The 20,110-nt window shown below is 67.5% G+C and carries 23 protein-coding genes; 11 read left to right on the forward strand and 12 right to left on the reverse strand.

Going from position 1 to position 20,110, the window contains the following annotated elements:
- Positions 1-18: 18 nt before the first annotated feature.
- The 7 genes from L6444_RS23915 to ychF form a co-directional block, all read right to left on the reverse strand.
- Positions 19-381, reverse strand: coding sequence for a DUF7715 family protein (locus L6444_RS23915; RefSeq protein ID WP_236984647.1), 363 nt, complete (start codon positions 379-381; stop codon positions 19-21).
- A 332-nt stretch (positions 382-713) separates the two neighbouring features.
- Entirely contained in the window at positions 714-941 is a 228-nt protein-coding gene (locus L6444_RS23920; protein WP_236977643.1) for a hypothetical protein, read from the reverse strand.
- Between the two features lie 79 nt (positions 942-1,020).
- Complete coding sequence (locus tag L6444_RS23925; protein WP_236977644.1) at positions 1,021-1,659, reverse strand: tyrosine-type recombinase/integrase; 639 nt, start codon at positions 1,657-1,659, stop codon at positions 1,021-1,023.
- Positions 1,598-1,948 (reverse strand): hypothetical protein, encoded by a 351-nt coding sequence (locus tag L6444_RS23930; protein WP_236977645.1) that lies wholly within the window; start codon positions 1,946-1,948, stop codon positions 1,598-1,600. The genes L6444_RS23925 and L6444_RS23930 overlap by 62 nt, the downstream gene beginning before the upstream one ends.
- Entirely contained in the window at positions 1,945-3,150 is a 1,206-nt protein-coding gene (locus L6444_RS23935; RefSeq protein WP_236977646.1) for a hypothetical protein, read from the reverse strand. The genes L6444_RS23930 and L6444_RS23935 overlap by 4 nt, the downstream gene beginning before the upstream one ends.
- On the reverse strand, positions 3,147-3,449 hold the full coding sequence (locus L6444_RS23940; protein ID WP_236977647.1) for a hypothetical protein: 303 nt from the start codon (positions 3,447-3,449) through the stop codon (positions 3,147-3,149). Before L6444_RS23940 ends, L6444_RS23935 begins: the two co-directional genes overlap by 4 nt.
- Positions 3,450-3,582: 133 nt before the next feature.
- Positions 3,583-4,674 (reverse strand): redox-regulated ATPase YchF, encoded by a 1,092-nt coding sequence (gene ychF / locus L6444_RS23945; protein ID WP_236977648.1) that lies wholly within the window; start codon positions 4,672-4,674, stop codon positions 3,583-3,585.
- Positions 4,675-4,758: 84 nt separating this feature from the next.
- Here ychF and L6444_RS23950 point away from each other — a divergent pair, with 84 nt between their 5' ends.
- On the forward strand, positions 4,759-5,991 hold the full coding sequence (locus tag L6444_RS23950) for a DUF6542 domain-containing protein (protein WP_236977649.1): 1,233 nt from the start codon (positions 4,759-4,761) through the stop codon (positions 5,989-5,991).
- 50 nt (positions 5,992-6,041) lie between these two features.
- Here the strand turns inward: L6444_RS23950 and L6444_RS23955 are convergent, their stop codons facing one another.
- On the reverse strand, positions 6,042-7,061 hold the full coding sequence (locus tag L6444_RS23955) for a 4-hydroxy-3-methylbut-2-enyl diphosphate reductase (RefSeq protein ID WP_236977651.1): 1,020 nt from the start codon (positions 7,059-7,061) through the stop codon (positions 6,042-6,044).
- Between the two features lie 99 nt (positions 7,062-7,160).
- Between L6444_RS23955 and L6444_RS23960 the strand changes: the two genes are divergently transcribed.
- From L6444_RS23960 to L6444_RS23975, 4 genes are all read left to right on the forward strand, one after another.
- Positions 7,161-7,775: a lipid droplet-associated protein gene (locus L6444_RS23960; RefSeq protein ID WP_236977652.1), complete on the forward strand. Its 615-nt coding sequence runs from the start codon at positions 7,161-7,163 to the stop codon at positions 7,773-7,775.
- Complete coding sequence (xseA, locus tag L6444_RS23965) at positions 7,772-9,013, forward strand: exodeoxyribonuclease VII large subunit (protein ID WP_236977653.1); 1,242 nt, start codon at positions 7,772-7,774, stop codon at positions 9,011-9,013. The genes L6444_RS23960 and xseA overlap by 4 nt, the downstream gene beginning before the upstream one ends.
- The gene (locus L6444_RS23970; RefSeq protein WP_236977654.1) at positions 9,003-9,239 is read left to right on the forward strand and encodes an exodeoxyribonuclease VII small subunit; all 237 of its coding nucleotides are present in this window, start codon (positions 9,003-9,005) and stop codon (positions 9,237-9,239) included. Before xseA ends, L6444_RS23970 begins: the two co-directional genes overlap by 11 nt.
- A 63-nt stretch (positions 9,240-9,302) precedes the next feature.
- Positions 9,303-10,433: a 3-beta-hydroxysteroid dehydrogenase gene (locus L6444_RS23975; protein ID WP_236977655.1), complete on the forward strand. Its 1,131-nt coding sequence runs from the start codon at positions 9,303-9,305 to the stop codon at positions 10,431-10,433.
- Here L6444_RS23975 and L6444_RS23980 read toward each other — a convergent pair.
- Together L6444_RS23980 and L6444_RS23985 are read right to left on the reverse strand one after the other, a co-directional pair.
- A complete protein-coding gene (locus tag L6444_RS23980) occupies positions 10,420-11,967 on the reverse strand; it encodes a carboxylesterase/lipase family protein (protein ID WP_236977656.1) in 1,548 nt (515 codons plus the stop codon). The genes L6444_RS23975 and L6444_RS23980 overlap by 14 nt on opposite strands.
- Before the next feature lie 34 nt (positions 11,968-12,001).
- The gene (locus L6444_RS23985) at positions 12,002-12,619 is read right to left on the reverse strand and encodes a TetR/AcrR family transcriptional regulator (RefSeq protein ID WP_236977657.1); all 618 of its coding nucleotides are present in this window, start codon (positions 12,617-12,619) and stop codon (positions 12,002-12,004) included.
- A gap of 107 nt (positions 12,620-12,726) precedes the next feature.
- Between L6444_RS23985 and L6444_RS23990 the strand changes: the two genes are divergently transcribed.
- The 4 genes from L6444_RS23990 (at position 12,727) to L6444_RS24005 (ending at position 16,005) form a co-directional block, all read left to right on the forward strand.
- Entirely contained in the window at positions 12,727-14,091 is a 1,365-nt protein-coding gene (locus L6444_RS23990; protein WP_236977659.1) for an aromatic ring-hydroxylating oxygenase subunit alpha, read from the forward strand.
- A complete protein-coding gene (locus L6444_RS23995; RefSeq protein ID WP_236977661.1) occupies positions 14,081-14,248 on the forward strand; it encodes a hypothetical protein in 168 nt (55 codons plus the stop codon). The genes L6444_RS23990 and L6444_RS23995 overlap by 11 nt, the downstream gene beginning before the upstream one ends.
- A complete protein-coding gene (locus L6444_RS24000; protein ID WP_236977662.1) occupies positions 14,248-14,685 on the forward strand; it encodes a hypothetical protein in 438 nt (145 codons plus the stop codon). The genes L6444_RS23995 and L6444_RS24000 overlap by 1 nt, the downstream gene beginning before the upstream one ends.
- A gap of 189 nt (positions 14,686-14,874) precedes the next feature.
- A complete protein-coding gene (locus L6444_RS24005; protein WP_236977663.1) occupies positions 14,875-16,005 on the forward strand; it encodes an AI-2E family transporter in 1,131 nt (376 codons plus the stop codon).
- Here the strand turns inward: L6444_RS24005 and L6444_RS24010 are convergent.
- The gene (locus L6444_RS24010) at positions 15,986-16,783 is read right to left on the reverse strand and encodes a dienelactone hydrolase family protein (protein WP_236977664.1); all 798 of its coding nucleotides are present in this window, start codon (positions 16,781-16,783) and stop codon (positions 15,986-15,988) included. The genes L6444_RS24005 and L6444_RS24010 overlap by 20 nt on opposite strands.
- 13 nt (positions 16,784-16,796) lie before the next feature.
- A complete protein-coding gene (locus tag L6444_RS24015; protein ID WP_236977665.1) occupies positions 16,797-17,441 on the reverse strand; it encodes a DUF4245 domain-containing protein in 645 nt (214 codons plus the stop codon).
- A 77-nt stretch (positions 17,442-17,518) separates the two neighbouring features.
- On the opposite strand from L6444_RS24015, the gene glpX reads away from it, so the two are divergent.
- The gene (gene glpX / locus L6444_RS24020) at positions 17,519-18,592 is read left to right on the forward strand and encodes a class II fructose-bisphosphatase (RefSeq protein ID WP_236977666.1); all 1,074 of its coding nucleotides are present in this window, start codon (positions 17,519-17,521) and stop codon (positions 18,590-18,592) included.
- A gap of 30 nt (positions 18,593-18,622) precedes the next feature.
- Entirely contained in the window at positions 18,623-20,032 is a 1,410-nt protein-coding gene (locus L6444_RS24025) for a class II fumarate hydratase (RefSeq protein ID WP_236977667.1), read from the forward strand.
- The last annotated feature ends 78 nt before the right edge of the window (positions 20,033-20,110 follow it).

Below are 20,110 nucleotides of genomic sequence, written 5' to 3' on the forward strand. Positions count from 1 at the left end.
GCCGGACCCGGATAGGGCTTAATTCAGTGTGGCTTCGACGCGGGTAAATGCCCATTCGTCGGTTGCGTGGTCGAAGCTGACCCGCAGTCTCGTGCCGGCCGGATACTCGGCGGCGAACTCGACGATCTCGGCGGCCGTGTCGCGGGCCAGCTCGGCGGCCAGGTGTGGGTCTACCTTGGCCCAGCCGGTGCGTTGCAGGAAGTCGGTGACCGCCGTTTCGAGGTGCTCGCAGGTGAGGTCGGCGCGTTCGGTGACGATGGCGGTGTCGACGGGTTGGGCTGAGTCGAGGGCGGCCCAGCCGGCGCAGGCGCAGCCGGGGGTTTCGCAGATAGGTCCGACGAGGGCGGCGAGTTCGCCGGTGGGGGTGGTGAACACGTGCATTCGCCTATGGTTGCGCATGCTGCCGACAAAGCGCGGGCGTTCAGGGAAGGACAGGACATCGAGCGGGGCAGGGAGGTCGATCAGCCCGACATCCCTCTGGTCATCCGCCAAGGCGCGCCGGCGACGTCGCGGGCGGCCGGTGCGCCGCAACCGTAAGTCAGAAAGCCTATGGTCGCAGACCTGTACGGATTGCGAGCCGCCTGACCGCTGCGGTCAACCGGTGTCGGGCTGAAAAAGGATGGGGGGCGGGGCAAGCGCCGCGCGAGGGTGGGGATCGCAACGTGAACGCTTGCCCGACCTCCCCGTTGGGATGGACCCCTTCAAGCAGGTAGCTACGAGTCGAGGTCAACAACCTCGAACGGCGGTTGGCCGATCTGTTCGAGCCGCGCACGGATCTCCGCGACCTTTTCGGGCGATCGAGTCGACGGTTCACGTATCGCGGCAAGCGCGTCTTCAAACTTACTGCGCTGCAACGCTTCTCGTCGCGCAAATTCGGCGCGCGTGGATTCGTGCGCCAGCTTGCGCTGCTCTTCCATCTTTTCGGGGTCGTATGCGGACATGGTGGAACCTTTCGGGTCGATTACAGGGATTCGATCCCGCGCCATGCCATGCCCTGAACGGTCCAAGCTGCGGACCTGTTCAGAGGGTAGCACTGGTCACGTCCGTTCCTTGGGGCACGCCGTGGCGGCTGGCCGGGTGTCGGTAGAGGCTCAGGCCCGCGATGGCCTCGCGCCGCCGGGTGTCGGATACCCGCGTGTAGATCTGGGTCGATTGAATGCTCTTGTGCCGCATCAGTTCTTGGACGGTGCATAGGTCGTTGCCGTCGTCGAGCAGCGATGTCGCGTACCAGTGGCGCAGCGCGTGCGGGGTGCCGCGGACGCCGGCGCGGCGCATGGTGCGGCCGATGATGTCGGACACCGATTTGCGGTGGATGTGCTCGGCTGGGTGTCCGCGCATCGGGAACCACCATCCGGTCGCTGGCATCTGCGCGGCCAGCTCGATCAGGGCCGGGTGCAGCGGGATTGAGCGCAGCTTGCGGCCTTTGCCTTTGACCCACAGCAGCCGGGCCGTCAGGTCGATGTCTTCGCCGCGCATCTGGGCGATTTCGCTGACCCGCAGGCCCGCCAGCAGTGCGAGCAGAATCATCGCGCGGGTGGTGGACCACATGCGCGTTGCGAGCAGTTTGGGGACGTCGGCGTCGGCGACGGGGCGCGGCTCACGATCCGGCACCTTCGCCGACCCCACCTTGATCATCGGGTTGTCGAGGCGGCGGTCCATGATCTGCAAGCCACTTGAACCAGGCGGCCAGATACGAGGTGTAGGTGGCGGCGGTGGAGTCCGACCATTCAGTGTGTGAGGCCAGCCAGCGGGAGATATCGAGCGGCTCGGCCCGCAGCGGCTGGATGCCGGTCTCGTCGCGGAAGCGTCGTATCAGGCGGAGGCGTTCGGCGACGGTCAGCGGGGAAAGCCGCTGCGCGTACTGCCACACCTCCCAGTCAGCCAATCCGATCACGCTGGGCGCCGGGGTTGCGGCTGCGGTCGTAGTGTCGTCGAGGGTCGCGGTCATGCTGCCCGGTCCAGTTCGTCGGCGGCGTCGAGGATGGCCGCGGCGATCTGCCGGGCTGTCGCCGCGTCGTAGTCGCCGCGGGCGACGATGCCGATCGTGCGCACCGTGGTGCCGTCTTGGTTCTGGCAGCCGAGGATGATCACGTCGGTGTCGGCGCTGACGCTGCGTCGGGTGCCGTCGAATGCCCGGATCCAGCCGGTGTCGCTTTCCTCGGGTAGCCAGATGCGGGTGGCGTCGGCCGGTGGCGTGACGTCGCTGAACAGCACGTGGTCGGCGAGGTTGGCGCGGGCCCAGCCGCGGGCGGCCTCGAGTAGCGCGTGCGCCTGGTCGCCGGCGGGCATCGCCGACTGGTCGGCTTCTGCGTCCATGCGGTCAAGTTCGTTGATCTGCCAGCCGGTGAGCTGGTCGGTCAGGTCGCGCCAGCAGGACGCGTCGCCGTCGCCGGTCATCGGGCGGCCTCGGCGCGCACGGCAGCATTGACGCCGCTGCCGATGGATGGTTGTAGCCCGGTGTGCGCCGCCGGCAGCGAAGTGGAATCGGATGGGGTCATAAGTGGCGAAGATAAACGGAAATGCATTGTGCGGCAAGCAAACCGGGTGGATGCGTGAGAAGTCGTCGTATGCGCGAGATTTCGCGTGCAGCAAACATCGGTGCGACAACGAAATACGGTTTCGTGGGGCGCGCGGGAAATTGCTGTAGCACGCCGGAGGTTTTCGGGACGCGAAACGTCGAAACAGGGGGGCGTGTCTTCCTTTACGCCCGGTCGATCTCGTCGGCGGCGTCGAGCAGCGCGGCGGCCAGGTGGCGGGCCTGGGTGGGGTCAGGTCGTCGCCGTCGATCACACCGAGGAGCCATGTGACGGTGCCGTCGCTGTGCTGGGTGCCGTAGGCGGTCACGGCGGCTTTGTTGCCGGGGATTTCGTGGGAGGGCCGGCCCAGGCACCGCAGCCAGGTGCCGTCGGGTCGTTGTTCCCAGGATTCGGCGTGGTCCGCCCCGTCGGGTAGGGGTACCTCGGCGAACATGGCGTCGGCGAGGTTGTCCTGGGCGCAGCGGCGTGCGATGTGCAGCAGCAGCTCGGCGGCGTCGTTGAGGGAGTCCCATGCGGATGCGGCTTCGGACTTCTCCAAGTCGCCGATCTGCTCGGCGGTGAGTTGGTCGGCCAGGTCACGCCAGGTGGCCGCGTGATTCTCGGGTACGGTCATCGTGCGCACCGAAGCCGGTCGACCTCATCGGCGGCGTCACGCAGCATCGCCGCCAACTGACGCACCGCCTCGACGTCCAACGCCACGCAGCCGGTGAACGCATCCGGGCGGGCTCCGCTCACGTCGATGCTGACGTAGCGGGTAGCGGTGCCGTTGGAGCGCTGCGCACCCTGCACTGCGATGGCGAAGCCGGCGGCTTCGCGGACGGTGCCGACGAAGGCGCGCCCCGGCAGGTCCGACGACGGGCGGCGTGTCCAGCCGTGGACGGTGGTCGCGTCGGCCGGGGGCGGGTTGAGCATGGGCACTCATCGGCGTGGCCGCCGACATCGGAGTGCGCACAGAACGGGACGGGGGTGGTGGTCATGTGCGGGCTGATCTCCTGTTTGAGGACGGGGCCAAGCTAGCTGGCCTAACGCCCTTGCGGGATCGGCCCTACTTCGTCGGCTTTGTTGTTGCTCCGTGTCGGAACTCGACCACGTCCCCGTCGGCCATCACGTAGTCCTTGCCCTCCATCCGGACCTTGCCGGCCGCCTTGGCCGCGGCCATCGATCCGGCCGCCACCAGGTCGTCGAAGGACACGATCTCGGCCTTGATGAAGCCCTTCTCGAAATCGGTGTGAATCACCCCGGCGGCCTTCGGCGCGGTGTCGCCCTGGTGAATCACCCAGGCGCGCGCCTCCTTCGGCCCGGCCGTCAGATACGTCTGCAGCTTCAGCGTGTGAAACCCCGCCCGCGCCAACGCATCCAGGCCCCGCTCGGTCTGCCCGATCGACTCCAGCAGCTCCGCCGCAGACTCGTCGTCGAGCTCGATCAGCTCGGATTCGATTGCGGCGTCCAGGAATACGGCGTCGGCCGGGGCGACCAGCGAACGCAGCTCGGCGATCCGCGCAGCGTCGGTCAGTACCGACTCGTCGGCGTTGAACACGTACAGGAACGGCTTGGTGGTCAGCAGGTTCAGCTCCCGCAGCGGCGAGGTGTCCACGCCGGCGCCGAACAGCGTCTTGCCACTGTCCAGAATCTGCTGCGCGGCCAAGGCCGCGTCGTGCACCGGCTTGCGCTCCTTATTGGTGCGGGCTTCCTTCTCCAACCGGGGCAGGGCGCGCTCCAAGGTCTGCATGTCGGCCAGGATCAACTCGGTTTCGACGACCTCGATGTCGGATCGGGGATCCACCTTGCCTGAGACATGCGTCACATCGTCGTCGGCGAACACCCGCACCACCTGGCAAATCGCGTCGCACTCGCGGATGTGGGCCAGGAACTTGTTGCCCAGCCCGGCCCCCTCCGAGGCGCCCTGCACCAACCCGGCGATGTCGACGAACGTCACCGGCGCCGGCACGATGCGTTCGGATCCGAAGAGTTCGGCCAGTTTGTCCAGCCGCGGGTCCGGCAGCGACACCACGCCCTCGTTCGGTTCGATCGTCGCGAACGGGTAGTTGGCCGCGACCACGTTGTTGCGCGTCAACGCGTTGAAGAGGGTCGACTTGCCGACGTTGGGCAAACCCACGATTCCCAGGCTGAGGCTCACGAGGAGCCAAGTGTACGGGGGACGCTCCCGGCGAGTGCCCGCCTATATACGGGCCTTTGGCCTGATTGCCGGTACGGTCGACGTGTGTCAGCGCAGCGGGAGAGGTCCGCGGTGGAGCCAAGCCACCGCTCGATCGTCCCCAGCATCCCTGGGGTGCCGTGGTGGGCGGCCGTGCTCATCGCCGTCGGAGCGACGGCCCTGGGCTACTTGCTGGACGCCGGCCACAAGGATCTGACCCACACCTTCGCCCTGCTGTACATCGCCGGCTGCGTGGCCGCGGTGCTGGCGGTGCGGCAGGCGGCGGTGTTCACCGCGGTGATCCAGCCGCCGCTGATCCTGTTCTGCGCGGTCCCCGGGGCGTACTGGCTCTTCCACGGCGGCAAGGTCGATAAGTTCAAAGACCTGTTGATCAACTGCGGTTACCCGCTGATCGAGCGGTTCCCGCTGATGCTGGGCACCGCGGGCGGGGTGCTGTTGATCGGGCTGCTCCGCTGGTACTTCGGCAAGAGCAGCCGGACGGCCCCGGCCGCCGACGCGGTCAAAGACGAAGAAAGAGGCAAGGCCGCGACACGAACAGCGGCGCGCACCCCGCTGCTCACCGGCCTCGCAGCCAAGGCACGCACGCTGCTGGCCGGCCTGACCGGCGAAGACGCCGACGAGTCCGACGGCGCGGATGCGCCACCGGCGCACGCCAGAGGCCGCAGCGCGAGAACCACCCGCGCGGCGCGGCGCGGCAGCGCGCAACGGCCGGCAGCCCGGACCCGGTCGCGGCACGCCCGCCCGGACGAGGCGAGCGGGTCGGCTGACGAGCGCACGCGGCGCACCGCGCGTAGGAGCGCGGCGCCCGGACCCGAGATAGGCGACTTCGACCCTGCCGAGCCGCCGCGCCGGACACGCCGCCGGCGCCCCGACCCGGATGCCGACCTGGGTGCCCCGCCCCCGCGGGAGCCGCGCCGCGAGCCGCGTACGCGACGCAACCCGTACGAGCGGCCCTACGACCGCCCCGAGCCGCGCACCAGCCGCTTCGACCCTTACGAAACCTACGACCGGCCGGAGCCGCCGGCCCGCGGCGACCGCCGCAGCCGCCCCGAGCGCCGCGCGCCCGAGCCGTACCCGCCCTACGAGCCCCGCCGGCGCGCTACGCCGGCCGGTTCGGGCGGCGCCAACCCGACCCACCACCCGATTTCGCAGGTCCGCTATCGCGGCCAGCCGCCGCGCAACGATCCGCGGGGCGAGCCGCTCGACGAACCGCGCGCGAATGGCCGCCGTCCGCGTGCCGCACGCCGACCGCCTGCTGAGTGGGAATACGACAACTGAGCTAGCTGTGGCGACCTACGCCGCGGCCCGCGTCAGCAATGAACCGCTGCTCAGCCCTTCGACCGCGGCGGCCGGATCTCCCGCGGCAGCGCGAACACCAGCGTCTCGTTGGCCGTCGTCACCGGCTGCACCAAGTCGTAACCGTATTCGGCCAGCCGCTCCAGCACACCGCGGACCAGCACCTCGGGAACCGACGCCCCGGACGTCACACCGACCGTCCGGACGTCGTCCAGCCAGGCCGGATCGATGTCGTCGGCCCAGTCCACCAGGTACGCGGCCTGCGATCCGGCGCCGAGGGCCACCTCGACCAGCCGCACCGAGTTCGACGAGTTGCGCGACCCCACCACGATCACCAGCTCACACTCCGGGGCCATCGCCTTGACCGCGACCTGACGGTTCTGCGTCGCGTAGCAGATGTCGTCGCTGGGCGGGTCCTGCAGCTTGGGGAAGCGCTCCCGCAGCCGGCCGACGATCTCCATGGTCTCGTCGACCGACAGCGTCGTCTGCGACAACCAGATCACCTTGTCCTCGTCGCGGACGCTGACGTGCTGGACCGAATCGACCCCGTCGACAAGCTGCACATGGTCGGGCGCTTCCCCGGCCGTGCCGATCACCTCTTCGTGGCCTTCGTGGCCGATCAGCAAGATGTCGTAGTCGTCCCGGGCGAAACGCTTGGCCTCGTTGTGCACCTTGGTGACCAGCGGGCAGGTGGCGTCGATGGTCTGCAGGTTGCGTTCGGCGGCCGCCGCATACACCGTCGGCGCGACCCCGTGCGCGGAGAACACGACGATCGCCCCCTCGGGCACCTGGTCGGTTTCCTCGACGAACACCGCGCCCGCCTTGGCCAGCGTGTCCACCACGTGCCGGTTGTGCACGATCTCGTGCCGCACGTAAACGGGTGCTCCGTGCTTCTCCAGGGCACGTTCGACCGTCTCCACGGCACGGTCCACACCGGCGCAGTAACCACGCGGCTCGGCCAGCAGCACCCGCTTGCGGGTCGGAGAATCGGCTAGCGAGCCTGCTATAGAGCTCGAAGCGCCGGGAATCCCCATGTCGATAGTGGGCACCATGGGATCCAGGGTACTTTCCGCGCGGACCTGCCTGCCATTTCGCCGGACCGGCGCGCGCTCAGCTTGGAGTTAGCCGCTGCTTGAGGCAGTCTTGGAGCCATGGCTACTGCACCGTATGGAGTTCGGCTGCTGGTCGGCGCGGCGACAGTCGCCGTCGAGGAGACGATGAGGCTTCCGAAAACCATCCTGATGTACCCGATGACCCTGGTCAGCCAGGCGGCACACCTGGTGATGCGGGTTCAGCAGAACATCGCTGAATTGGTCATCAAGGGCGACAGCACCTTGGAGTCGATCTTTCCGCCCAAGGACGAACAGCCCGAGTGGGCGACGTTCGACGAGGACCTGGAGGTCCTGGACGGCGGCGGCCAGAGCGGCTTCTCGTCCATCCCGGTCGACGGCATCGACACCGAACGCCGCACCGAGGGGCGCTTCGCGCTGTACTCGGTGTCCGACGCCGCCGACACCGTCGAGGCCGCCGAACCCACCGCCCCACCCGCCACCAAGCAACCGGGCAAAGCCGCCGGCGTGCCGGTCCCGGCCGTGGCCACCGAACTCGACTACCCGCAGTTGACCCTGGCGCAGCTGCGCGCCCGGCTGCAGTCGCTGGACGTCGCCGAGCTCGAGGCGCTGCTGGCCTACGAGCAGGCCACCAAAGCCCGGGCCCCGTTCCAGACGTTGCTGGCCAACAGGATCACCCGCGCGTCCGCGAAGTGACCCGCGGCGCTGCGCCGGAGGCCAACTCACCGGAAAACCCGTACCCCGTCCGCGCGGTCGCCATCCGGGTAGCCGGCTGGATAGACCGGCTCGGCACCGTCTGGGTGGAGGGCCAACTCGCCCAGATCAACCTGCGGCCCAACACCAACACGGTGTTCATGACGCTGCGCGATCCGGCCGCCGACATGTCGCTGACGGTGACCTGCTCGCGCGACCTGGTGCTCAACGCGCCGGTGAAGCTGGCCGAAGGCACTCAGGTGGTGGTGTGCGGTAAACCCTCGTTCTACACCGGCCGGGGTACATTCTCGTTGCGGCTCAGCGAGATTCGTGCCGTCGGGGTCGGCGAGCTGCTAGCCCGCATCGAACGGCTGCGCCGGCTACTGGACGCCGAAGGGTTGTTCGACCCGCGGCTCAAGCGGCCAATTCCGTTTCTGCCCAACATGATCGGGTTGATCTCGAGCCGCGCCAGTCACGCCGAGCGCGACGTGACGACAGTGGCCGCCGCGCGCTGGCCGGCGGTGCGGTTCGCCATCCGGCACGCCGCCGTGCAGGGCGTGAACGCCGTGGCACAGATCGTCGAGGCCCTGCGCGACCTGGACCGGAATCCGGACGTCGACGTGATCGTGCTCGCCCGCGGCGGCGGCAGCGTGGAGGACCTGCTGCCGTTCTCCGACGAGACGCTGTGCCGGGCCATCTCGGCCTGCCGCACACCGGTGATCAGCGCGGTCGGCCATGAACCCGACAATCCGCTGTGCGATCTGGTCGCCGATCTGCGCGCGGCCACCCCCACCGACGCCGCCAAGAAGGTGGTTCCCGACGCCGCCGCCGAGCAGCGGCTGGTCGACGACCTGCGCCGGCGCAACGCCCAAGCGCTGCGCAACTGGGTGACCCGCGAACAACGCGCGCTGGCCCACCTGCGCAGCCGACCCGTGCTGGCCGACCCGTTGCGCATGGTGACGACCCGGGCCGAGGAGATCTCGCGGGCGCGCTCCGCGCTGCGCCGCGACATCAACCGGATGCTCGTCGCCGAGACCGAACGCGTCGGACATCTGGGGGCGCGGCTTTCGACGCTGGGCCCGGCGGCGACCCTGGCCCGCGGATACGCGGTGGTGCAGGTGGCAGCGACGGGCGCGGTGCTGCGGTCCGTCGACGACGCGCCGGCCGGCACCGGGCTGCGGGTGCGGGTCGCCGACGGTGCCGTCGCAGCGCTGAGCGAAGGACAGACCGATGGATCCTGACCGCGAGCAGGCGACTACACCTATTAGTCAGCTCGGCTACGAAGACTGCCGGGACGAACTGATCGAAGTGGTACGGCTCCTGGAGCAGGGCGGGTTGGATCTAGACGCGTCGCTGCGGCTGTGGGAAAGAGGCGAACAACTCGCCAAAAGGTGCGAGGAGCACTTAGCTGGCGCCCGCCAGCGGGTGGCCGACGCGCTGGCCGCCGGCGACTCCGACCCGACCTGAGTCGGGCCGCGTCCGGACCGCGGGTTCTTGTTCAACTGGAACACGTTCCAGTTATTCTCTGCTATGCTCCGCGTCACTATGGGTGATGCATCTCTGACAACCGAACTAGGCAGCGTTCTGGTCACCGGCGGCTCGGGCTTCGTCGGCGCCAACCTGGTCAGGACGCTGTTGGATCGCGGACATCAGGTCCGCTCGTTCGACCGCGCTCCCTCGCCGCTGCCGCAGCACCCGAAACTGGAGGTGTTGCAGGGCGACATCACCGACAAGGCGGTGTGCGAAGCGGCCGTCGACGGCATCGACACGATCATCCACACCGCGGCGATCATCGAGCTGATGGGTGGCGCCTCGGTCACCGAGGAATACCGCCAGCGCAGCTTCTCGGTGAACGTCGGCGGCACCGAGAACCTGGTCACCGCCGGCCGCAAGGCCGGCGTCAAGCGGTTCGTCTACACCGCATCCAACAGCGTGGTGATGGGCGGCCAGGAGATCTCCAACGGCGACGAGACGATGCCCTACACCACCCGGTTCAACGACCTCTACACCGAGACCAAGGTGGCCGCCGAGAAGTACGTGCTGGCGCAGAACGGCGTCGAGGGCATGCTCACCTGCTCGATCCGGCCCAGCGGCATCTGGGGCACCGGCGACCAGACCATGTTCCGCAAGGTGTTCGAAAGTGTGATCAAGGGCCATACCAAGGTGCTGGTCGGCCCCAAGTCAGCCAAGTTGGACAACTCCTACGTGCACAACCTGATTCACGGCTTCATCCTGGCCGCCGAACACCTGGTTCCCGGCGGCACCGCGCCCGGCCAGGCCTACTTCATCAACGACGGCGAACCGATCAACATGTTCGAGTTCGCGCGCCCGGTGATCGAAGCGTGCGGCGAAAAATGGCCGACGATAAGGATTCCCGCGCCTCCGGTGCGTGCCGCGATGACGGTCTGGCAGCGGCTGCACTTTCAATTCGGCGCGCCCGCACCGCTTCTCGAGCCGTTGGCCATCGAGCGGATCGCCATCAACAACTACTTCTCGATCGCAAAGGCACGCCGCGATCTGGGTTACGAGCCGCTGTTCACCACCGAACAGGCGCTCAAGGAATGCCTGCCGTACTACGTCGAGCTGTTCCGCAAGATGAAGGCCGACGCGCAGGCGGCCAAGAAAGCCGGCAAGGGAGCGGCAGCGGCTACCGGAAGCTGACCATCTGGGCACCCCAGGCCTGGCGGATCCGCGCATCGACGTCGGACACGACGGCGTCGCGCTTGTCGATCACCAGACACGCGCGGTCGGGCTCCTGGTAGCACGGCCAGTGCGGCTCGCCGGCCAGACCGTCCGGCGTGCCGTGGGTGGCGAAGTTGATCCAACGGGCCCGCACTCGCTCCGAGACCGCAAAGGCGGTCTTGGCGCCACCCAGTTTCAGCGAAAAGTCTTGTGGGCCACCGAGATTGCCGAACACATACGGCAGCTCGGTGGCGTGCGCGGCGCGCACCATCAGCAGCTTGAGCAGCGGTGTGGCGTAGTCGAAGCGGTACAGATGCACCGGCGCCACTCTGCTGTGACCGTCGGCCAACCACACCGAGGGCATCCGGAAGCCGATATCGGTGGCCATCCCGACGCTGCGCGCCTTGCTCCCCCCCGAGTAGGCCGACTCGAACTGCGCCATGGCGGGCAGCTGCAGGTCCGGCTGCTCGGCGGCGATCTGGCTGAACATCGTGGTGATCGCGTGCGGCGTGATCGGCATCAGCGGCGAACGCAGCAACTTGAACAGCGCCGCTTCGTTCTTGTTGGTCCCGATGATCAACGGCACTGGGAGCAGCCGGCCCTCCTGCGCCAGCTTCACCGGCTGATCGTGGAGCAGGTCGCCGTCGACGATGGGCACGAACGCCAGCGTCCCCGGATTGCGCACCGGCACTTCGTTGAACACTTCGCTGGTCGCCGCGATCAGGGCCGCGGTCGGCGCATCCGCCACCTCCGACGCATCGGATTCGGAGATGCCCAGCTTGTCCAGGACGGCCAAGGTGACCCGGCGACCACGGTCGTGGTCGTATACCGAGGTGGCCGGGGAGCTCTGCGCGATAGCGCGGACGAACAGGCCCTCGGCCGCGGGGCTGGCCAACAGCGTGGTGACGATTCCGGCGCCCGCGGACTCGCCGAACAGCGTGACGTTGCCGGGATCACCGCCGAACGCCGCAATGTTGTCACGCACCCAGGTCAACGCGGCCAGCACGTCCCGCAACCCGACGTTGGAGTCGAAACTCCGCCGCGGCGTGCTGAACGACGACAAGTCCAGGAAGCCCAGCGCCCCGACCCGATAGTTCACCGTGACCACGACGACGTCGCCACCGGCGGCCAGCGCGTCGGCCTCATAGAGCGGCTGGCTGCCCGAACCCAGGACATAGGCACCGCCGTGCAGCCACACCATCACCGGTCGCGCGGCGCCCGATTGCGCACCGGCCGGCGCCCAGATGTTGCACCGCAGGCAGTCCTCGCCCTGCGGTGCGCCCAGATCGAGTTTCATATTCGGCAATGTCGACTGCGGACAGGCCGGCCCGAACGCGGTGGCATCGGCGACCTCGGTCCACGGCCGCGGCGGTGCCGGAGCCCGAAAGCGCAGGTCCCCCACCGGCGGCGCGGCGAACCGGATGCCTTTCCAGGTCTTGACCCCCGACTCGTCCACCCGGCTACCCCGGACCGGACCGTAAGCGGTCTCGACCACCAAATTGTCGATCGTCATATCTTGCGTACTCCCACTGCCGGCTCCGACCAGGTTAACGACCGGCCGCGCCGGCGTCCGCAGGGGAAATGCTCGACACGATCAACTGCAGATACGGGCGATAGAGATCTTCAGTGTCGAGATGGCTACCCAGGGTGATGCCGTCGTTGACCGCCAGGATGACCCGGGCCAGGGTATCGGCCGGGATCGTCAGAGTCGCGCCGAGTCGCGAAACGTTCTCGGTGATGAACTCGGCCAGCGACTCGATGGTGTGCAGCCGCTGCTCGGCGAGGCGTTCTCGGGCTTCGGGGTTCCGCAGCAGGAACAAGGTGAACTCGTAACCCAGCGCCGCCCGCTCGGTGCCCCCGCTCGTCGTCCGCCAGCGTTCGGCGAGCTCGTCCAGGTCGACGTCGCTGAGCTGGTGAAACGATTCGACGGCTGCGGTGAAACCCGCCAGGAATCGCTGCCGCTGACGTTCGACGACGGCCAGGAAGAGCTCCTCCTTCGCGCCGAAGTGTGAGTAGATCGCGCCCCGGGTGTAACCGGCGGCGTCGGCGATGTCCTCCAGCGCCGACCCGAGCAGACCCTTGCGTGCGAACACGTCCTCGGCGGCGTCGAGCAGCAGGTTGCGGGTGTGCTCGAGACGTCGCTCGCGGGTCCACCGTTGCGGCACAGGGTCGATCCTCGCATACCGGTTGACAAGGTCATTCCGCTAAAATATACATTCTTGTATCTGATATACACATTTGTATATTCGGAGCGGCCGGAGGAGTGCAACAAATGACGCGGACAATCCGCCCCGGAGAGTGGGTCCAATCCGATTCCGGGGTGGGGTCCGGCCTGGCCGACATCGGCCCCGGCACCTTCGACATGCGCATCACCACCGAGCGCTACACCTCCCGCGAATACGCCGAGCGGGAACGGCACCGGATCTGGATGCGGGTCTGGCAGATCGCCGGCCGAGTCGACGAGTTGCCCAGCGTCGGCGACTGGAAGCAATACCGGATCCTGGACCAGTCGTTCGTGATCGTCCGCGGCAAGGACGAGAAGCTGCGCGGCTTCGTCAACGCGTGCCGGCACCGCGGCAACATCTTGTGCAACGCTGCCACCGGAAACGCCAAACGCGGCTTTCTGTGTCAGTACCACCTGTGGTCCTACGAGTTGGACGGCCGGTTGCGCGGCATGCTGCGGGAGAACCTGGCCGGCCCGCTGGACAAGAGCGACAACTCGCTACTGGAAGTGCCGGTCGACACCTTTGCCGGCTTCATCTTCCTCAACCCGGACCCCGGCGCCGAGCCGCTGCTCGACTTCCTGGGCCCCGAGGTGGCCGAACTGCTCGCGCCCTACCATCTCGACGAGATGACCGCGGTGATGGACGTCCGAGAACCGTTGGACTGCAACTGGAAAGTCGTGATGGACGCCTTCGAGGAGGGTTATCACATCAACGGCATCCATCCGCAGTTACTGAATGTTCTGACGATCGATCCGGCCACCACCCGGTACCGGTTCTTCGCCAATCACAGCGTCGGCGTCGCGCCGTTCGAGGTGCGCGGGGCGGGCCCGGAGAAACAGGTCGAGGGCATCATGGACCTGCCCGAGACGTTCCCCTCGACGGCCGCGGTGATCCCGCGCTTCCGCGAACTCGTCGAACAGCACCGCGCACCGGACGGGACCCTGGCCTTCCCCGGCGACGTCACCGCGCGAAAACTGTTGCAACAGGCCACCCGTGACACCCTGACCGGGATGGGGCTGGACGTCAGCGGACTCACCGACGACCAGATGAGCGACAACCAGGGCTGGGTGCTCTTTCCCAACTACTTCATGACCGTCCGCGCCGGCGAGTGCCACATCGTCATGGCGGCGCCGCACCCCGACGGCGACCCGAACCGCTGCATCTGGCACGTCAGCAGCTACATGTACCTGCCGCCGGAGCATCGCGACGCCTTCCGGGTGGAATTGACCGACGTCACCGAACCGGGCAGCCACAAGTATTTCGAAGCGCTGCAACAAGATTACGAACAGATGCCGCGCCAGCAGCTCGGCCTGCGCAACAACCGCCTCGACCACATGACATTGGTGAAAGAGGAAGTCGTCATCGGCCACTACCACTCCGTCATCGACCGGTACATGGCCGATGGCGATTGAAATCGCAGTCGCCGCCCGCGCATCCACGATGGGAGCTCAGGCCTACGCGCTGACCTTCCCGGACGCCGCCATCGGTGTGCACCGCCCGTTCCAGGGCACCAGTAAATACGTCGAGGTGCTCGAACGCTACCTGAAGCGCGCCGGGCAATCGGTGTGATGACAACACGCAGAGTCGAAGACGTCATCGGCGACCACACCGGCCGCGCGCACACGGTGCTGCAGTACAGCCTCGTCGTCAAACGGCTCGTCGGCGAGGCCAAGGAACCCGGCTTCTGCGCCGAAAGCTGGTCGCCGCTGGCCGAACTCGTCGCCGTCGACGAATTTCAGCGCGTCGGAGCGTTCAAAGAAGTGATGAATTGGGCGACCTACGTCGAGTTCCTGACCGGCTGGGCCCGGTCCGCGCAATGGGAGTGCGAGTTCAAACGAATCACCGAAACCCCCGGCCGGGTGTTCCTCGAACTCGAAGAGCGCAGTGCCATGGGCAGTTTCACCAGCACCGTGAATTCGCTGTCGGTGTACGAATTCGACGACTCCGACAAGATCACGCGCATCGACCTCTACCTGCAGATGGAGCCGCTCCCGGCATCGGCGTGACGGCCCAGCAGAGCCACGAGGAGCGGGGCGTCGAATGACGCAGACTCCGCCGAAACCGCCCCGAGTCCGGTGATCAATCAGGTGCTCGCCGTCGACGGCGGATTCTCGGTCAGCTGATCGCGTCCACGACGGTCAGGCTCCGCTAGGGTTGCGGCCAACACCGACACGGAGGGTGGTCGCGGACCCGGCATGAACACCGAATTCACGCCCGCTCAGAAGCGCGCGCTGGCGGTGACCACCATCGTCGCCCTGCTGTTCGGCGCGTACTTCCTGCGCAACCACTTCGTCCTGATCGTGGTGGCCGCCGTCGGCGCCTACCTGTTCACGCCGCTGTTCAACTGGTTCAACAAACGCCTCAACACCGGACTGTCGGCCACCTGCACACTGCTGTCGGCGCTGCTGATGGTGATCGTGCCGGTCGGGCTACTGGTGACGCTGGCGGTCGTACAGATCGCCCGGATGGTCGACTCGGTAGCCGGCTGGGTGCGCTCGACCGGCACCAACAGCCTCGGCGACAAGGCCTTGAATCTGGTGAACGACCTGCTGAGCCACGTGCCGTTCGCCCACGTCACCGTCACCGCCGAAACACTGCGCAAGGCGATGGTCTCGGCCGCGCAGAACGCCGGCCACTGGCTGCTGAGCGTCCTGCAGAGCACCGCCGGCAGCCTGGCCGGAGTGATCACCTCGGCCATCATCTTCTTGTACGTCTTCGTCGCGATGCTGGTGAACCGCGACAAGCTGCGCACCCTGATCGGCCAGCTCAACCCGCTCGGCGAAGAAGTCACCGACCTGTATCTGCAGAAGATGGGCTCGATGGTGCGCGGCACCGTCAACGGCCAGTTCGTGATCGCCTTTTTTCAGGGCGTGGCCGGTGCCGCCTCGGTCTATCTCGCCGGGTTCCACCACGGCTTCTTCATCTTCGCGATCCTGCTGACGGCGTTGTCGATCATCCCGCTGGGCGGCGGCATCGTCACCATCCCGTTCGGCATCGGCATGATGTTCTTCGGCAACATCGGCGGCGGCCTGTTCGTGGTGCTGTTCCATCTGATCGTGGTCACCAACGTCGACAACTTTCTGCGGCCCATCCTGGTGCCGCGCGACGCCCGGCTGAACCCGGCGCTGATGCTGCTCTCGGTGTTCGCCGGCATCTCCATGTTCGGGCCGTGGGGCATCATCATCGGGCCGGTGCTGATGATCGTCATCGTCACCACCATCGACGTCTACCTGGCGGTGTACAAGGGTGTCGAGTTGAAACCCTTGGAGGACAAGCCCGTTCGGCGCGGATGGCTGCCCGGGCGAGCTAAGTCAGACGCTGGGTGAGGAACTCGACGACGCGCTTGCGCGCCTGGTAGGCGGGCTGCCCGTCGACCTCGCGGACCTCGTCGGTGAGCACCGAGTGCGCCATGCGGCCGAACCCGTGTTCGTTGCCGGGACCGGAGTCGATCTCGATCACCTCGAACGCGTCCCCGAGGCGCGCTTTGAGAGTGGCAAACCTTTCGCCGGGTGCCATCTTGTCCGCGCTGAAGCGTAATCCCATAGCACACAAGCCTTCGTCGGCGCAGCGCCCGGCGACCACGCTCAGCTCTGATTCACTGAGCCCGGGATCGCGGCGCTGCTTGGCGGTCAGCGGAAACGGCACCGACGGCTGGCTGAGTACCGGGGCGAGCACACTGTCGTCGACGGCAGCGGCGAGAGCGAACCCGCCGGTGAAGCACTGCCCGATCACACCCACGCCCTGGCCCGGCGTCGACGCGCTGAGGTCGCGGGCCAGGGCGCGCAGGAACAGCGATACCGGCCGCTGTTTGTTGGTGGCCATCGCGGCGAATTCCTTCGCCACACAAGCCCGGGTGATCTCGGCAACGATGTAGGGCACCGACCGCGGCTTGCCCGGCTCGCCGAACAACGACGGAATGGCGACGGTGAATCCGTGGTCCACCAAGTGATTCCCCAAGGCCAACACCCCCGGATGGATGCCCGGCATCTCCGGGATCAGCACCACCCCGGGACCCGATCCCTTCCGGTACACGTCGTGGGTGTAGCCGGCACCGGTGAACGGTGCGGCCGACCAGCCGGACAGGTCCGCCTCGGGTGCGTCCACGCGTAAACCCCTCCTACTTGTTGGGCAGCGGTTGCTGAGACTGTGTCGCCGCCGCCAGCGTACGGAACTGATCCGGCGTGCCGGCGCCGGTGATGGCGACCTGTGTGGGGCCGGCCGGGCTGGCCAGCCGGGTGGTCCACACCGGTTCCACCGCGCCGTTCTGGTCGGCGCCCTGGTAGACGACCCAGCTGATGCCGGCGACGTCGACCGTTCCGGTCGGGTACATGCCGGGGTGGATGGAGCCGACCAGTTTGTCCTCGTCGGCATTGCTCTGGGTGAGGCTCAGATACATCCCCGTCGGGCTGATGTAGCCGACGGTCGAGGTGGATGCGTGCAGCTTCTGGCCCGCGGCCGCGTCGGTTCGGCCGGCGTCGATACCGCCCCGACCTCCCGAATTGGGCTTCCAGTCCTGCGGCAGTTGGGGCAGCCGGATCGGAAAACCCAGCGTGGCCGCGTCGGCCTTCAGCGCCCCGGCCGCGTCGTAGGACGGGACCTTGCCCCGGTTCGTCCCACCCGGGGCGATCGAACACATCCCGACCATGCCGGCCAACAGGATGCAGCCCAACACCAGCGGCGCCAGCGACCAGAACATGTCCCGGCCGTCCTGCAGCAACCGTGGCTTGGCCGGCTTGGGCGTCGGCTGCGGCTCGGAGGTCACCCCCCGAGTATCCCAGCTCCAGACCGGCGTTCTGCTTCTGGGACAATCACCAGCGAATGAAGGAAGGGGCACCAACCGTGACTGCACAGGGATCCGGCTCGACCGTGGCCGGTGGGTCGCCCGCGCGACCGTCCCGGGGCGAAGCCCCCGACCGCAACCTGGCCATGGAACTGGTGCGGGTCACCGAGGCCGGCGCCATGGCTGCGGGCCGGTGGGTGGGCCGCGGCGACAAGGAGGGCGGCGACGGCGCCGCGGTCGACGCGATACGCCAGCTGGTGAATTCGGTGTCGATGCGCGGGGTCGTGGTGATCGGCGAGGGTGAAAAAGACGAGGCGCCGATGCTCTACAACGGCGAAGAGGTGGGCAACGGCGACGGGCCCGAATGCGACTTCGCCGTCGACCCGATCGACGGCACCACCCTGATGAGCAAAGGGATGCCCAACGCCATCTCAGTGCTGGCGGTGGCCGACCGTGGCGCCATGTTCGACCCGTCGGCGGTGTTCTACATGAACAAGATCGCCGTCGGGCCCGAGGCCGCCGACGTGCTGGACATCACGGCGCCGATCGCCGAGAACATCCGGGCGGTTGCCAAGGTCAAGGGACTCTCGCCGGCCGACATGACCGTCTGCATCCTGGACCGCCCACGGCACGCGCAGCTGATCGCCGACGTCCGTGATACCGGGGCGCGCATCCGGCTGATCACCGACGGCGACGTCGCCGGCGCCATCTCCGCGTGCCGGCCCGGCTCGGGCACCGACATGCTGGCCGGCATCGGCGGCACCCCGGAGGGCATCATCACCGCCGCCGCCATCCGATGCATGGGCGGGGCGATTCAGGCCCAGTTGGCGCCCACCGACGAGGCCGAGCGCCGCAAGGCGCTCGACGCCGGCCACGACGTTGATCGGGTGCTGACCACCCGGGACCTCGTCTCGGGGGACAACGTCTTCTTCTGCGCCACCGGGGTCACCGACGGCGACCTCCTCAAGGGGGTGCGGTACCAGCCCGGCGGCTGCACCACCCAGTCCATCGTGATGCGCTCCAAGTCCGGGACCGTGCGCATGATCGAGGCTTACCACCGGTTGTCCAAGCTCAACGAATACTCGGCGATCGACTTCACCGGCGACACCAACGCCGCCTACCCCCTGCCGTAACCCCCGACAAGCTAAGGAAACCCCAGAGCTATGGCCGAAGAAGGCGAATACCGCATCGAGCACGACACCATGGGCGAGGTGCGGGTACCGGCAAAAGCGTTGTGGCGCGCCCAAACCCAGCGTGCGGTGGAGAACTTCCCGATCTCCGGGCGGGGCCTGGAGCGCACCCAGATCCGGGCGCTGGGCCTGCTCAAGGGCGCCTGCGCGCAGGTCAATAAGGACCTCGGACTGCTGGCGCCGGAGAAGGCCGACGCGATCATCGCCGCGGCCGCCGAGATCGCCGACGGCCGCCACGACGACCAGTTCCCCATCGACGTCTTCCAAACCGGCTCGGGCACCAGCTCGAACATGAACACCAACGAGGTGATTGCGTCCATCGCGGCCGCCAACGGGGTCACCGTGCACCCCAACGACGACGTCAACATGTCGCAGTCGTCCAACGACACGTTCCCGACTGCCACCCACATCGCGGCCACCGAAGCCGCGGTGAGTCACCTGATTCCGGCGCTGGAGATTCTGCAGGGCGCGTTGGCGGACAAGGCACTCGAGTGGCAGACGGTGGTCAAGTCGGGACGCACCCACCTGATGGATGCCGTGCCGGTGACACTGGGCCAGGAGTTCAGCGGCTACGCCCGCCAGATCGAGGCCGGCATCGAAAGGGTGCGCGCGTCGCTGCCCCGCCTCGGTGAACTGGCCATCGGCGGCACCGCCGTCGGCACCGGCCTCAATGCCCCCGACGGTTTCGGCGTCCGGGTGGTCGCGGTACTGGTTGAGCAGACCGGGCTATCCGAATTACGCACGGCCACAAACTCTTTCGAAGCACAAGCGACCCGCGACGGACTGGTCGAGGCGTCCGGAGCGTTGCGCACCATCGCGGTGTCACTGACCAAGATCGCCAACGACATCCGCTGGATGGGGTCGGGCCCGCTGACCGGCCTGGCCGAGATTCAGCTGCCCGACCTGCAACCGGGCAGCTCGATCATGCCGGGCAAGGTGAATCCCGTTCTGCCGGAAGCGGTCACCCAGGTCGCCGCGCAGGTGATCGGCAACGACGCCGCAGTCGCCGTCGGCGGGCTCTCCGGCGCGTTCGAACTCAACGTCTACATCCCGATGATGGCCCGCAACCTGCTCGAATCGTTCAAGCTGCTGACCAACGTGTCAAAGCTGTTCGCCGAGCGCTGCATCGTGGGACTCAAGGCCAACGTCGAGCACCTGCGTGAGCTCGCCGAGTCGTCGCCGTCCATCGTGACGCCGCTGAACTCGGCGATCGGTTACGAAGAAGCCGCCGCGGTGGCCAAACAAGCCCTCAAAGAGCGCAAGACGATTCGCCAGACCGTCATCGACCGCGGCCTGATCGGGGACAAGCTCTCGATCGAGGAACTCGACCGCCGCCTGGATGTTCTGGCGATGGCCAAGGTCGAGACGACCGACGAGAACTAGCATCGCATCCAGCCCACCCGCATAATTGCGCTGACGCGGTTGCGTTGCCGCCCGACGGGGCGGCCGACGAGAAGTGAG

This window comes from Mycobacterium kiyosense, assembly GCA_021654635.1.
Taxonomy (GTDB): domain Bacteria; phylum Actinomycetota; class Actinomycetes; order Mycobacteriales; family Mycobacteriaceae; genus Mycobacterium; species Mycobacterium kiyosense.